The 15,661-nt window shown below is 67.1% G+C and carries 6 protein-coding genes; 2 read left to right on the forward strand and 4 right to left on the reverse strand.

Annotated features, from left to right (window positions below; all coding sequences use genetic code 11):
* Positions 1–74: 74 nt before the first annotated feature.
* The 3 genes from A5686_RS22960 to A5686_RS22970 all read right to left on the reverse strand — a co-directional run bounded on the left by A5686_RS22960 (position 75) and on the right by A5686_RS22970 (position 11,563).
* Entirely contained in the window at positions 75–9,347 is a 9,273-nt protein-coding gene (locus tag A5686_RS22960) for a type I polyketide synthase (RefSeq protein WP_067939030.1), read from the reverse strand.
* A 539-nt stretch (positions 9,348–9,886) separates the two neighbouring features.
* Positions 9,887–10,609, reverse strand: a complete 723-nt coding sequence (locus tag A5686_RS22965) for a DUF1906 domain-containing protein (protein ID WP_067939033.1) — start codon at positions 10,607–10,609, stop codon at positions 9,887–9,889.
* Between the two features lie 60 nt (positions 10,610–10,669).
* Positions 10,670–11,563 (reverse strand): MerR family transcriptional regulator, encoded by an 894-nt coding sequence (locus tag A5686_RS22970; RefSeq protein WP_067939035.1) that lies wholly within the window; start codon positions 11,561–11,563, stop codon positions 10,670–10,672.
* A gap of 40 nt (positions 11,564–11,603) precedes the next feature.
* Here A5686_RS22970 and A5686_RS22975 point away from each other — a divergent pair, with 40 nt between their 5' ends.
* Positions 11,604–12,755 carry an SRPBCC family protein gene (locus tag A5686_RS22975; RefSeq protein WP_067939037.1) on the forward strand — a complete coding sequence of 384 codons (1,152 nt, stop codon included), beginning with the start codon at positions 11,604–11,606 and terminating at the stop codon, positions 12,753–12,755.
* On the opposite strand, the gene A5686_RS22980 is transcribed toward A5686_RS22975, so the two are convergent.
* Complete coding sequence (locus tag A5686_RS22980) at positions 12,738–14,087, reverse strand: secreted hydrolase (RefSeq protein WP_067939040.1); 1,350 nt, start codon at positions 14,085–14,087, stop codon at positions 12,738–12,740. The two genes, A5686_RS22975 and A5686_RS22980, sit on opposite strands and share 18 nt — an antisense overlap.
* An 84-nt stretch (positions 14,088–14,171) precedes the next feature.
* Between A5686_RS22980 and A5686_RS22985 the strand changes: the two genes are divergently transcribed.
* On the forward strand, positions 14,172–15,638 hold the full coding sequence (locus A5686_RS22985; protein ID WP_067939041.1) for an aldehyde dehydrogenase: 1,467 nt from the start codon (positions 14,172–14,174) through the stop codon (positions 15,636–15,638).
* The last annotated feature ends 23 nt before the right edge of the window (positions 15,639–15,661 follow it).

Consider the following 15,661-nt stretch of genomic DNA (forward strand, 5'->3'; position numbering starts at 1 on the left):
TTAGCGGATGGCCGGGCCCGGCGACGATGCGGTCCGCGGAGCGCACCGAGACCGAGCCGCGCTGTACACCGACGTCATCCGGCGGAGACCTGGTAGGCCTCGCCGTCACCCAGCCGCGAATCGGGGTTCAGCAGCATCGCCGCCTCCTGACGTTTCTCCGGCACGTCGGTGTCGAAGCGGCGGTTCGGCGGCCGCTCGTACATCGGCGCGCCGCCGGCGATCGCCGATGCCAGCCGCCGCTGACCGGCCAGCAGGCGGGCGTCTGCCCGCCGCTGGTAGTCGGCACGCTGTTCGGGGTCGAGCGCGGCGACGAAAGCCTGCGGGTGCACCAGCGCGACCAATCCCGAAACGTGGCCGAACCCAAGGCTGGTCACCAACCCCGCCTTGAGCGGGAACTTGTCCCCGAGTCGCAGCGTCTCTCGCACCCACACGAAGTGGGCCGAGCCGGCGAGCTCGTCGTCGACGCAATCAAGGCTGCGGTTGGGCGGGATCACACCGTCGCGCAACATCTGGCACAGCCCCATCATCTGGAAGACCGCAGCGCCGCCCTTCGCGTGCCCGGTGAGGCTCTTCTGCGACACCACGAACAACGGAGCACCCTCGGAACGGCCAAGTGAGTCGGCGAGCCGCTCGTGCAGTTCGGTCTCGTTGGGATCGTTGGCCAAAGTCGACGTGTCGTGCTTGGAGACCACCGCGATGTCGTCGGCGCCCACCCCGAGCTTGGCCAGCGACCGCGCCAGCGCCGAATCCTTGCCGCCGCGAGCGGCGCCCAGCTCGCCCAGCCCCGGCGCCGGAATCGAGGTGTGCACGCCGTCGGCGAACGACTGTGCGTACGCCACCACCGCCAGTACCGGCAGCCCCATCTTCAGCGCCAGGTCACCGCGCGCCAGCAGGATGGTTCCGCCGCCCTGCGCCTCGAGGAATCCCAGCCGGCGCCGATCGTTGGGCCGGGAGAACTTCGAGTCGTGGATGCCCCGGCCCCGCATCATGCCGGTGTCGGCGGTGGCCGCCATGTCACCGAAGCCGATGATGGCTTCCAGCGTCAGGTCGTCGAATCCGCCGGCGACCACCAGCTCCGCCTTTCCGAGGCGGATCTTGTCGACGCCCTCCTCGACCGATACCGCCGCGGTCGCGCACGCGCCCACCGGATGGATCATCGCGCCGTAGCTGCCGACGTAGCTCTGAATGACATGCGCGGCAACGACGTTCGGTAGAACTTCCTGCAGGATGTCGTTCGGCTTGCTGCGGCCCAGCAGGTTGCCGTGATACATCGTCTGCATCGACGTCATGCCGCCCATGCCGGTGCCTTGCGTGCTGGCCACCAGGCCCGGGTGCACCCACCGCATCAGCTCGGCCGGGGTGAATCCGGACGACAGGAACGCGTCGACGGTCGCGACGATGTTCCACAGCGCCACCCGGTCGGTCGAGCTGGCCATGTCCTGACTGATGCCGAACACGGTCGGGTCGAACCCGGTCGGGATTTGCGCACCAACGGTCCGCGACAGCTTGGTCTTTCGCGGCACCCGAATCTCGGTGCCGGCCTTGCGGATGACCTGCCAGTCGCTGGAGTCGGGCACCGGCCGGATGACGGTGTGATCCGGGTCGAACTCGACGAAGGCGCGCGCGTCAGCCTCCGAGGACACCACGAACGCAAAGTCCTTGTCCAGGAACACCGATACCAGCAGCGGTGCGGCATGGTCGGGATCGATCGCGCCGTCATCGACGAATTCGCGAATGCCGCAGCGCTCGACGACGGTGTCGTGATAGCGCTCGACAAGTTCGGACTCGTCGACCAAGTCACCGGATTGCGTGTCGTACCAACCGGGTTGGGGGTCGTCTTCCCAGCGGATCAGGCCGGTGGTCCAGGCCAGCTCCAAGACGCCCGCCGCCGACAGCTCGTTGTCGACCTCCATCTCGAAGCGGGTCCGCGACGAGCCGTAGGGACCAAGTTCCGCGCCACCGACGATGACCACCATGTCGGCCGGGTCGACGTCGAGGTCTGCCCATTGCGGCGGTGGTGCCGGGGTGAAGCCGCGCGGCGGGGACGGCAACGCGGCGATGGCGCCTTCGGCATGGGCGGCTTCGGCCTCCTCGTCCGATGTCGAGGTGGCTTGCTCGCGGGCTTTGGCGGCCAGCTCGGCCATGTCGAGGTTGGCTTCGCCCAGCCCTCCGGTCAGGTCCGCGTTGATCGGCGCACCGGCCGCGGCGACCTTGGACTCGATGTCGCAGAGCGACAGCAACATTGCTGCCATCTGATCGGTCGAATATGTGGTGACGCCGGCCTCTTCGACCGCGTCGACGATCGCGTCGTTGTGGCCCATCAGGCCGGTGCCGCGGGTCCAACCGATCAGCGCGTGTGCCAGGCTGACCCGGGCCGCCCACGAGGACTCGGCGTGCCAACGGCTCACCAAGGCGTCCAGCGCCGACTTGGCTTCACCGTAAGCGCCGTCACCACCGAACATTCCGCGGTTCGGTGAACCCGGCAGCACCACGTGCAGCCGCGACGCGATGTCGCGCTCGGCGCCGATCTTCGACAGTCCGCCGATCAACCGCTGCACCGCCCACAGCAGCACCTTCATCTCCATCTCGGAGCGAGAGCCGGCCTCGGACATGTCGCCCGCGACGCGCGGTGCGGCAAACGGGAACAGCAACGTCGGGGTCTGCGCGTCCTTGATGTGAATCGACTGCGGCCCAAGACTTTCGGTCTGCTCTGTACCCACCCACTCGACCAGCGCGTCGATGTCGGAGTAGGACGCCATGTTGGCCGCGACCACCCACAGCGCCGCGCCGAACCGGGCGTGCTCGCGGTAGAGCCCGCGGTAGAACGCCAGCCGCTCGTCGTCCAGCTTGGACGTCGTGGCGATGACGGTGGCACCGCCGTCGAGTAGTCGCCCGACGATCGACGCGGCGATCGAGCCCTTGGAAGCGCCCGTCACCACCGCGACTTCGTGGCTGTACGGGCCCGGATCCGGGTTCTCGGCCCCTGCCGCGATGCGACCGTACAGCGACGCGTGTATCTGACGGCCCGCGGCCAGGGCCTTGCCCTGCCACCAGGTGGCCTGGGTGGCCACGACATGGCCTGCGCCCTCGAACCTTTCGGACAGGTCCACCCACCGGGCATCGATGTCACCCTCGTCACTGAGCCAGAGCTTGACCAGGTCTTCGCGAGCGCTGGCCCACCGATCGTCGAACAATACGGCCTTCTTCGGCTCGAACACCGGCGACACCAGTCGTGGCCAGTCGGCGCCGAGTTCGGCGGTGACCAGGTCGATGAGCTCGGCATCGGTGGCCGCCGGCGAAACGCCGACCGGGTCATCCAGGCCCAGCTGGTTGAGCACCAGGCGCGCCGCCGAGGCCAGCACGCCGTCGCGCCCGGTGATCTGGTCGGTGAATTCGCCCAGCGCGGCGGCGTCGACGGTCGCGCCGCCACCACCGCCGGAAGACGGCAGCGCCACCGCGATGCCGCGACGCCCGGCGACGGAAGCCACCGCGGCGTCGATCGCCTTATCGACGGAAGCGGCGTCGGCCAGTGCACCTTCGTGCAGGTGGCCCATGGCGCCACCCCGGACACTGGTCCCCTCGCGGGTCCCCAGCGCGACCTCCACCGTGACGTGCTTGGCCCAACCCTCGCCCAGTTCCCAGGTCTTCTTGACCCGTTCGGCGATGGCACCGGGCCGCTTACCCGAGGGCCCCAGCACGGTGCGTAGCTGATCGTTGATCGCGTCGGAAAGCACTGGGCCAAAAGGCTTATAGGTGCGTGCCAGCTTGGTCACCTGCGCGCGCAGCCCGGCCAGGTCGGCTTCGGCGGCACCGTCGATTGCCCCCAGGTTCAGCTCCGAGCCCAGGTCCACCAGCAGCTGGTTGCGCCGCGACGACGCGCCGTCGGTGATGGATTCGATGGAGTCCAGTTCTTCGATCTGATCGATGCGCATCTTGGCCGACAGCGCGATCAGCGCGAGTGTGGCATCGGCGGCGTCGAATCCGATGTCGTCCGGTCGGGCCGCACCCGACGACGCGGTCGGCGCGGGGGCGGGGGCCGGTGTCGCCGCAGTCGCTTCCGGAGCGGAGGCACTTTCGGCGGGTGCCTCCGGCTCGTCCTCGTGCTCCGGCTCGGGGTCGGTGTCGGTGGCGAACAGCACCGCCGCGTCGCGCTCGGCATTGAGCACTTCCACTGTGCTGTGGGCGTATTCGGGCAGCTTGAGGGTGTTGGCGGCCAGACCCGCTACGGTCGGCGCGGACTTCACACCGATCTCGACGAACCGCTCCACACCGCGACCGCCGGCGGCCTCTTCGGTGAACAGCAGGTCCTGGGTCTCGATCCAACGCACCGGGCTGGCGAATTGCCATGCCAGCAGCTCGATGAGGACGATGCGCGCCATCTCGATCCGGCGCTCGGCAAGCCAGCTGTCGTAGTCGGCGAGGATCGGGTCGAGCGGCTCGGCCGGCACCAGGTCGCGGATCTCCTGGATGAAGTCGCGGTCGAGCGTGAACGGACGCGGCACCAGGTTGGGGATGTAGCGCCCGATGATGACGTCAGGGTCCTTGTCGCGCGGCATGACGCGGTCGAGCGATCGCCGGAACTCCGCCACGCCGACCCGCAGGACGCGCGAGTGGAACGGCACGTCGATACCGGGCACCAGAATGAACGAGCGCTTGCCGCCGGTGATCTTGCGGCGCCGCTCCACCTCCGCCTCGAGGGCCTCGAGGCCGCGCACCGTGCCGGCGATCGCGTACTGCGACCCGCGCAGGTTGAAGTTGACGATCTCCAGGAATTCGCCGGTGCTCTCGGCGATTCCCGCGACGAATTCGGGAACCTGGTCGTCGGGCAAGTCGATCTGCGAGGGCCGGATGGCGGCCAGTCGATAGTTGGACCGGCCCAGCTCGTCGCGGGGCACGATGTCGTGCATTTTCGACCCGCGGTGAAACACCGTCTCCAGCAAGGCTTCCAGCTCGTAGATGCCCGTCACACAGGCCAGCGCGGTGTACTCGCCGACGGAGTGACCGCACGCGATCGCGTCTTCGACGAACGCACCCTGCTCGCGCATCTCGGCGACCTGCGCCGCGGCCACCGTCGCCATCGCGACCTGGGTGAACTGCGTCAGATACAGCACGCCCTCGGGGTGGTTGTAGTGCACACCGCTGGCGATGATGCTGGTCGGGTTGTCCCGCACCACGTGCAGGACCGAGAAGCCCAGGGTGTCGCGGGTGAACTTGTCCGCTTTGTCCCACACCTTGCGGGCGGCCTTGGACCGCGCCCGGACGTCCATGCCCATGCCCTTGTGCTGAATGCCCTGTCCGGGGAACGCATAGACCGTGCGCGGCGCGGCCAGGCGTGCCGTCGCCGACATCACCAGATCCGATCCGATCCGGGCGGTGACCTCCAAAACCTCGGCACCCTGGTCGATTCCGACGCGGTCGACGCGGAACGCGACCTCGTCACCAGGACGCACCATGCCCAGGAAGCGCGCGGTCCAGCCGATCAGCCGCGCCGGCGGGCGCGCCTGGCCATCGGTGGCGGTCACCGCATGCTGGGCGGCGGCCGACAACCACATGCCATGCACGATGGGCGATTCCAGGCCGGCCAGCAACGCGGCGGCCCGGTCGGTGTGGATGGGGTTGTGGTCACCGGAGACCACCGCGAAGGGGCGCATGTCGACCGGGGCGGTGATGACGACGTCGCGGCGGCGCCGCCGCGGGGTGTCGGTCGCGTTCTCGGAGATCGCACCGCCGGCGCGCGTCGGGTCAGCCAGTTCGGCGGCGCCGGTGCGTCCCAGGATGGCGAAGCGCTCCTCCAGGGTGGCGATTCCCTGACCGTCGGTGTCGGTGATGGCGACCGAAACCGGGACGACACGACCCATGTCCGTGTCGATGGCCACCGAAGCCGTTGCGGTGATTGTCAATTGCGACTGGACGCGCGGCAGCTTACCGACCATGTGTGCGGCGTGGTCAAGATGCACCAGGCTCAGCAGGCCCTCGACCACGGGGGCGCCGGTATCGGTGACGGCCGAGCCGATCGCCGAGAAGACTGCGGGCCAGCACGGCCCGACGAGTGCGTCGGGCACGGTGCTGAGGCTGGGCGCCAACGGTTCTCCGAACGTGGCCGTGACACCGGTGTGGTCGGCGACCCGCTCGGGGTCCCAGTCCACCGTGACCGTGGCCGTTCCGTCGATTACCGCAGGCAGAAATTGCGGTCCGTCGACCCCTGCGGCAATGGCCAGCACCGCACGCATGGCCGTGGTGGCATCCTCGGTGGAGACCACCGGGGTGGCTCCGTCAACAGTGTTGGGCGGCAACGTAAACGGGATGTCTACCCAGGTGCCCGACACGGGGACGCTGAGCACGACGCGGTCGCCGTCGACCTGAAGCTGCGCACCGGTGGACGAATGTGTGGCGCGGCGGCTCTCGGGTCCGTCATGCACCAGCCAGTCGGTGGGATCGGCGATTCGATGGACCGGGTTGGTCGCCGTGCGACCGGCCCACTGCACATCGGGGGCATCCAGCACGACGGCCAGCGGTCCGGTGACGTCGGCGCGGCCGATCCGGCGTGAGGTGACGGCCGTGGGCTCCGCCCCGGCGGCGAGCGCCTCGTCGATGGCCGCCTGCTCGAAGCGGTCCAGCAATTCACCGACGGGCTCGTCCATCCGGGTGATGCCGGCCACGGCCGCGGTGCCTGGAATGATGCATACCTGATCGGCGTCGTAACGCGCGTCGTGCGCCTGCCACAGCGAATCGCTACGCCACCAGCGCCGCACATCCTTGTCGATCACCGGCACGAAGTTGACCGGCTTGCCCAGCAGCTTGCACAGCGAGACGAAGAACGGGACATCGGCCGGGTGCAGCTGTACGTGTTCGGCGTCGGGGTAGTGCGCCAGCAGGGTGGCGATGGCCTCGGAAGGGTTCTCCAGTAGCCGCGCACCGTCATCGGTGGAGCCGTCGAAAAGCGTCTCGATGGGACCGAAATCCTGTGCATGCAAGCGCGCCTCGGCCCGTTGCAGCATCTGCTCGAACCGGTCGCGCCAGGTGTCGGCCAGCCACGGGCTTCCCGGCGACGCGGTGTCCGCGGTGGAATCACCGTCCCCGATGCACAACTCGACGTAACGCTGCAACCACTGCAGGTAGGTCATCTCGCCGGCATCGCCGAAGTACGGCTTTGCGGTGTTCGCCATCGCCGCGATGATCTCGTCGCGACGCTGCGCGACCGCGTCCGCATCACCAGCGACCTCGTCGAGAAGCCGGCCGCACCGCGACGCGCTGTTGTCGATCTCGTGGATGTCCGCGCCGAGCTGGCTACGGCTGGAAGCCATTCCGCCCGAGGCTTTTCCGGCGCCGATCCACTGATCGGTCCCCTGGGTTTCGACCAGCATCCGCTTGACCGACGGCGACGTGGTGGCCTCCTTGGCCGCCATCGCCGCGGTGCCGACCAGGATGCCGTCGATCGGCATCAGCGGGAAGCCGTATGCCTGCGCCCAGCGTCCGGACAAATATTCGGCCGCCCGCTCCGGCGTCCCGATGCCACCGCCGACGCAGACGGTGATGTTGGAGCGCGACCGCAATTCGGAGTAGGTGGCCAGCAGTAGGTCATCGAGGTCTTCCCACGAGTGGTGGCCGCCGGCGCGGCCGCCCTCGATGTGCGCGATCACCGGCTTGGTGGAGACCTCGGTCGCGATGCGGATGACAGAGCGGATTTGCTCGACAGTGCCGGGTTTGAAGACGACGTGACTGATGCCGACCTCGCCCAACTCCTCGATCAGGTCGACGGCGTCCTCCAGGTCCGGGATGCCGGCACTGATCACCAGACCGTCGATGGCGGCACCGGACTGGCGCGCCTTCTGCACCAGCCGCTTGCCGCCGACCTGCAGCTTCCACAGGTACGGATCCAGAAAAAGCGCGTTGAACTGGTAGGTGCGGCCGTCTTCGAGCAGCCCCGACATCTGGTCGATGCGGTCGGCGAGGATCTCCTCGGTGACCTGCCCGCCGCCGGCCAGCTCGGCCCAGTGCCCGGCGTTGGCCGCGGCGGCCACGATCTTTGCGTCGACGGTGGTCGGGGTCATGCCGGCCAGCAGGATCGGCGAGCGGCCGGTCAGCCGGGTGAACTTCGTCGAGAGCTTGACCCTGCCGTCGGGCAGGCGAACCAGCGTCGGAGCGTAGCTCGACCAGGCCCGCGCCACCTCGGGAACCGCACCGACGGTGAAGAGGTTGCGCTGCCCCCCGCGGGTCGCCGCGGGCACGATGCCCACACCCAGACCACGGATCACCGGGGCGGTCAGCCGGGTCAAGATGTCGCCGGGCCCGAGGTCGAGAATCCAGCGAGCCCCCGCGTCGTTGATTCGGGTGATCTCCTGCACCCAGTCGACCGGACGCACCAGTATCGACTCGGTGAGCTGCCGGGCCAGCTGGACGTCCAGGCCGACCTTCTCTGCCCAGCCGCCGACGATGTCGGTGCCGTCGGCCAGCCGGGGCGTGTGGAAGCCCACCTCGACCTGCACCGGATCGAAGACCGGCGAGAAGACGTCGCCGCCGCGCAGCTTGTTCTTCCGGTCGGCTTCTTCGTTCTCCGAGATCTGCTGGCAGTAGAGCTCGAACCGAGACAGTTGTTCCGGGGTGCCGGTGATGACGACCGAGCGGCGGCCGTTGCGGATGGACAAGACGGGCGGCAGCACGGTGCGCACGTCCTGCGCGAACTCATCGAGCAGCCGGCCGATGCGGTCGGGATCGGCGTTGGTCACCGACACCATCGGCGGGCGGTCGCCAAGCACCGAGATGCCGCGCCGACGGGCCACCAGCGTCCCGGCGGCGCCGATCAGCTGGGCCATTGCCAACAGCTCGACATCGCGGGCACCGCCGGCCTTGAGCGCCTCGACGGCGAGCACACCTTGGGAATGTCCTGCGACGGCCACCGGCGGCGTCACCTTGAGGTCCATGCCTTGCCTTGCCAGCGCACGCACGGCCGCGATCTGGGTGAGCAGCACGCCCGGGATCGACACCGCGGCCGAGGTCAGGTGCTTGTCCGAGGGGACCGGATCCTCGGCCGCCAGCGCACGCACCCAGGTCAGCGGCTCGAAGCCGATTGGTCGCACCACGACCAGTTCCTTGGCCACCGGTTCCAGGAGCAGGCTGACCTCACCAACCAGGGTTGCCAGTTCGGGCTCGATGCCGGCCGACGACACCAGTTCCTCGAGGGTCTCCAGCCAGGCGCTGCCCTGGCCGCCAAATGCAACGGCGTAGGGCTCGCCGGCCGTCAGTCGGTCGACCAGAGCAAGTGTGTCCCCGGTTTGCGGGTTCTTGCCGCCCTGCGGGTCCTGCCCGTCGCGGTCGGCGGACACCCGGTCGTGCTCGTGGATCGTCACCTGTTCTGTCTCCCCTATATGCGTCTTTAGGTCTCGTGCGTCTGGCGGTCACCACCGCAGGGCGGGGTCCTGTCGATGCGGCGTGGTTCAGCGTCGAATCACAGCCGGGAAACGGCGGGCCGATGTGTTGTCGGCGGACCGCTCGGGTGGGAAGAAGCGGTGCTACGGACTCCATCGGCTGTACTAAGAGTCTCATAAGGATCGGCGCTCGTTTTGCGTGCTGATCGGTTACTGGTGAGTTCTACGCATGGGTAACCGTGTCCTGGGTAACACGCGCTTTCACCGGCGGCGAGGAGCCGATGAACAAACCCGCTGCATGCAGGTGGTTACGGTCGAGTAGCTATAACTGCGCAGATCAAGGCTGTCTTGTTATCGAATCGTTACATAAAAATTTTTGGTCGCCGAGCGCCGTCGCGGGGCAGTCGGCCGCCGCGGACGCCTATCGGCCACCTGCGCGCGTCCGAAAAATGAGCGAACGAGTGTTTGCTGGAATCTTTAAGAGTCGGCGTCCCGGCCTCGCCGGGCGACGCCGTTGGGCGCTAGGCCCACTGGCCGAATTGAGGCTTGAGGATCTCGTTGATGTCCACGCCGACCCCACCGACGCTGCGTTTGTCGATTTCAACCTGGTGCAAATTGGCAGCCGGGTGCGTGTATCCCTTGGGCGAGCCCCAGTTGTGCTGCCAGAAGTAGGAGCCCAATCCATCGTGCAGCGCCCAGTCGATGGTTTTCGAATTGGCGTACACGCCTGTGCGCTGATGGCCGATTACCGATTCCCAAGAACGCAGGTAGGGCGCCACCTGGTTTTTGTACTGCTCGTAGGAGGGGTCGTCGTCGATCGAGGCATAGATGGGCGCGCTGGCCGGCCCACCGGCCGCGGCGTGAAGCTGCATCCCCCGCTGCGCGTGTTGCAGGCCGGCGTTGGCACCGCCAAGCCAGTCCGCCGTGCTGGCCTTGCCGTATTGATAGCAGGACACGATTTTGAGCCCATTGCTATTGAGGTCGCGCGCCTCGCTGACTTGGATCGGCTTGCCGAGCATCCAATTGCCGCCGGGGCGCCGGTCCGACACGTACCGAATCGAACCCACCGCGCCCGCGGCCCGGATCTGACTGGCCGGAATGACCCCGGCCGCATAGTCCAGCAGGGTGCCGAGCGAAGCCGACCCCGACGGGGTGCTCACCGACGTGGCCGCGACGCCCAGTCCAAGCAGGGCCGGGGTAGCGGCCGCAAGTTTGAGCAGATCGCGTCGCGAAACGGATGACACAAGCCACAGGGTACGACAGAAACCTCGTATGCCCCGTTGATCACACCGGTCACATGTCCGTCACAGTGCCGCAACGTTCGTTTGACCGGGTTGGCGCGCGGGCAGCACGATGACGCTCACGGCTTCCAATCCGCGGCGAGCCGTCTGCCGAGCGATCTCCTCGATGAATTGGGCGGCCGCCTGGCTGATTGAACCCGCCCAGGCGCGAAATCCCTGCACGATCACCGGGTCACGCTCTAGAAGCGGTTGCACGCCGCGCAGCACGCCAACCACGTCCTCGGGCAGGGGATCTGTCAGCTGCTGGTCGATCCAGCTGCGCGCGAGCTCTCGTGCCGCAGCATCGTCGTCGCCCAACGCGATGACGTCGGCTGCTAGGTCGCGCAATCGATCGAACAGCATGTTGTGGCCCGGCGTGTCGGCCAGCTGCGAAAGCAGGGTGCTGGCCGCGGGCGGGAGGACCATTTGCCCGAACAAGGCGGGGACCGGTAGGTCCCACTCCTCGAACAAGTCGGTGTACATCGCGGCGACGGGCGCGGACAGTGGGGCGCTGAGCCGCCCGATCACCCCAATGCTGTCGCGGTGCGTGGTGGCCAACCGGTGCAGGATGTGTTCATTCAGGTCCGCGTCACCACACTCGGTGGCGGCATCGATGGCTTGAATCAATTGATCGAGCCGCTCTCGTTGCCGCACCAGCAGCTCCCGATGCTCGTCGAGCAGGCCGGCCAGCGTGCTGTGCCCGCCCTCGATCAAACGGTGAATGTCGTTGATACCGACGCCGAGGCTTCGCATCAGGTCGATGCGCAGCAAGTCGAGAACCTGCTCGACTCCGAAGACCCGGTAGCCGTTGGACAGGTGTTGCGCGTGCAGCAAGCCGATTTTCTCGTAATGGCGAATTCGGCCGGAAGCGATGCCGGTCAAGGCCGTGACGTCGCCGATCAGCAACTGCTCAGCCACCCCTTGACCTTACAACCGTCACAAGGTCTGTACTGGACAGATGGAACACGACCAGCTAATCGACCTGACGCGGCGTGCGTTGAAGCTGGCGCGGGACAAGGTGACCGACCTCGCGCCGGCCCAGCTCACGGTCGACGCGCGTGACTACACGAGTATGGAGCGGCACAACCGGGATTGGGCCATGCTGCTGGCCAGTCCGCAGTTGGTCGGCTATGCCTCGGAGCTTCCCGCCCCCGGCGCGTATTGCACCAAGACGGTGATGGGCCGATCCGTCCTGCTGACCAGAACAACAGAGGGAACGGTCAAGGCGTTCAACAACGTGTGCCTGCACCGCCAGTCGCAGGTGGCAACGGGATGCGGCACCGCCAAGCGGTTCACCTGCCCCTACCACGCCTGGACCTACGACGACACCGGGCGCCTGATGGCGGTTCCCGGACGCGAGGGATTCCCAGAAGTGACCGTCAAGTCCGATAGCCTGACCGAACTCCCGGCCACCGAATTCGCTGGATTCCTTTGGGTGGCACTGGATCCCGGGGCGATTTTGGACGTTGCGGCACACTTGGGCCCGCTCGCGGAGGAACTCGACTCGTGGGGCATCGGGCGCTGGTCCCCACTGGGCGAGAAGGTGCTGGACTCCCCGATAAACTGGAAACTGGCGATCGACACGTTCGCGGAGAATTATCATTTCGCCACCGTCCATCGGCAGACGTTCGCCACCATCGCACGCAGCAACTGCACGGTGTTCGACTCTTACGGGCCGCATCACCGACTGATCTTCCCCCTCAACACCATCCTGGAACTCGACGACGTGCCCGAGGATCAGTGGAATCCGTTCCATAACATGGTGGTGATCTATGCGTTGTTCCCCAACATCGTGCTGTCGGTGACCATCGCCAACGGCGAGCTGTTCCGGGTCTACCCGGGGGATCGGCCCGGTAGGTCAATCACCGTCCACCAGAACGCAACCCCGCAGGACGTCGCCGACGAGTCGGTGTCCGCCGGCGCCCAGGCGGTCTTCGAATACGCGCACGCCACCGTGCGCGACGAGGACTACCGACTGGCCCAGGGGCTGCAAGCCAATCTCGAGTCCGGAGTCCGCGACCACTTGGTGTTCGGCCGCAACGAACCCGGGTTGCAGCATCGCCACATCATGTGGGCCCAGGCGCTTTCGCGGTCAACCGACGTCGGCTGACAAGACCGCGATCAGATCGTCGAGAAGCGTTGCCAGCATGCCATTTTCGACTGGCACCGAGCTGAACAGCAACTCGATCGCATCCTTGCGGCGGCCGGCCGCCACCAGCGGCACGACCTGATCCACCATGGCCTGCAATTCGGGCTGCGGCGGTGCCAGATTCGCGACGGTAGTGGACAGCACGTCGACGAGCTCCCAATCCCGGTACAGGGCCAGCGAGCGTTCATTGAACGCGAAGCCCGCGACCGGTTTTCCCCGCATGGTCCCGTGGTAGCGATAGGGGCCCTCCATGTACTCGATGGGCAGCCCATGCGCGGGCGCCGCCACCAGGGGCTCTCCGATCAGTTCCAACTGCAAAGTGGGACAGCTGATCCGGTGGCGGTCGGGCATGTACCGGGCCGGCGCGAGAGGCCGCACCAGGGGCTGGATGGCCTCCGGCCACCGCACGTAGCTGCTGACCGTCACCTCGATGTCTTCGGCACATTCCGGCGCGATCGCTGGGTCCGGGTGGCTTGTCGTGACACCCGTGAACGGCTGCGGTGCATTGCCGTTGGTGCGGTCGAACTGTCGCCAGATGCTCAGGTCGACCCCATTGTCGAAGTTGATGGTGCGCCATTCGTGTGACCTGGCCCGTGGATCCCCACCGGAGCCCCCGCCGCCGGCGTACTTGGGGAACCACTGCCGATCGACGTGCCCACTGGTGCCGCAGACCTGCTGGACCACGTCTCCCCAGCGCAGGGTGCCGGTCATCGCCATGCCGGTCTGGAAGTAAGAGTAGGTGTCGCTTTGACCGAAGCAGACGATCCTTCCGTTATAAGTCGATGCGCCCACCGGTGTCGGTGCGCGCGTGGGGGTTACGGCCAGATCCAGTCGCATGGGCCGCTCGCACTGATCCTTGCCGACCAGGCTTACCCGGTAAGTGTAGGGCAGCAGTCGGCCATCGCCGTTGCGGCTGGTCGTCCACGACGCGGTCCCCGCGCTGCTGTGGTAGTGGATGTCGAGATGGCCCGCCGCCATCGTCAGCTTGCGCTGGGCGCCGGGCTCCATATTTGCCGGTGGCATGTCGTAGTCGGTGAAGGTGCCGTAGTCACCGGTGTCGAGGTCGAACAGCGCCATCGTGTAGAAGTCCGCGACGACCGTGCCCCCGGGACGGTTCTTGTTGAAGATGGTCAGGAACGCCAACGATCGATCAATCTCGGCGGCGTCGAGCTGACCGGCGATGAACCAGGTGTCTGACTCCTGGTCGGGGTGTTCGCCCTCGGCGGCGGGGAAGTTCAACTGGTCGTCGCCGGACACCAACTGGAACGGGTAACTGCGCCAATCGCTGATCATATGGGGCCTCGCTGCTTTTTTCGCTATGTTAGCGTGAATAGCGACTTTTGCGGTCACGGTCTGATCCCCTGAGGAAGTGCCCCGATGACAGAGACTGCCGGCCATCGCTCCTATAACGAGTTGTTCATCGGGGGCCAGTGGCGCAAACCCGCCAACCCGCAGCAGCTCGCCGTGATCTCACCGCACTCCGAAGAACCGGTCGGGCATGTGCAAGTCGCGGGCCCCGAGGACGTCGAGGCCGCGGTCGCCGCCGCGCGCCACGCGTTCGATCACGGTCCCTGGCCACGCATGAGCCATGCCGACCGGATGGCCAAGGTCGAGCACCTCGCCGGGATCTACGCCGGCCACGCCGACGAGATGGCCGACCTCATCACCGACGAGATGGGATCACCGCGCAGCTTCAGCCGGATGGGCCAGGGCGCGGCCGCCGTAGCGCTGATCCACCTGTCGCTGGCCGCCGCCCGCGAGTTTCCGTGGCAGGAACGCCGCCAGGGTGCGCTCGGCGAAGTACATCTGCGCAGGGCCCCGGTCGGGGTGGTCGCGGCGATTGTGCCGTGGAACGTGCCGCAGTTTTTGATCATGCCCAAACTGATCCCCGCGCTGATCGCGGGTTGCACGGTCATCATCAAGCCGGCACCCGAAACCCCTTTGGACGCTTTGTGGTTGGCCGAGATGATTGAGCAGATCGGGCTGCCCGAAGGCGTGGTGTCGGTGCTGCCCGGAGGCTCCGAGATCGGTGAGGAGCTGGTGCGCCATCCCGGCGTGGACAAAGTCGCGTTCACCGGGTCCAGTGCCGTCGGCCGCCGGATCGCAGCCCTGTGCGGTGAGCAGCTCAAACGGGTCAGCCTGGAGCTGGGCGGCAAGTCCGCGGCGATCATTCTCGACGACGCCGACATCGGTAAGACGGTGGCCGGGTTGAAGTCCGCCGGGCTGATGAACAACGGCCAAGCCTGCGTCGCGCAGACCCGGATTCTGGTCAGCGACCGTAAACATGACGAGGTCGTCGACGCCCTGGCGGACATGATGTCCACGCTGAACGTCGGCGACCCGGCCGACGAGGCGACGGACATCGGACCGCTTGTGGCGCAACGACAACAGCGCCGCGTCCAGGACTACATCAAGTCGGGCAGCAGTGAAGGCGCCCGCGTCGTGCTCGGTGGCGAACAGAGCTTGTTCGAGCGCGGCTGGTATGTGCAGCCCACGCTGTTCGCCGACGCGACCAACGACATGCGCATCGCCCGGGAGGAGATCTTCGGTCCGGTGCTGACGGTGCTGCGCTACCGCGACGAGGACGACGCGATCCGCATCGCCAACGAGACCGATTACGGCCTGGCCGGTTCGGTGTGGACCGCCGACGTCCAACACGGCCTGGATGTCGCGGCCGCGGTCCGCACGGGAACGTATGGCATCAACATGTACACCCTGGACATTGGCGCACCGTTCGGCGGCTTCAAGCAGTCCGGCATCGGGCGCGAGTTCGGGCCCGAGGGGCTAGACGAGTACGTCGAGTTGCAGACGCTGGTATGCAAGGGCCAGTTGCCGCCGCTATAGGCTTTGCGGTTGTCGGGCACTGC

This window comes from Mycobacterium sp. E2479, assembly GCF_001667925.1.
In the GTDB taxonomy this organism is placed as follows: Bacteria; Actinomycetota; Actinomycetes; order Mycobacteriales; family Mycobacteriaceae; genus Mycobacterium.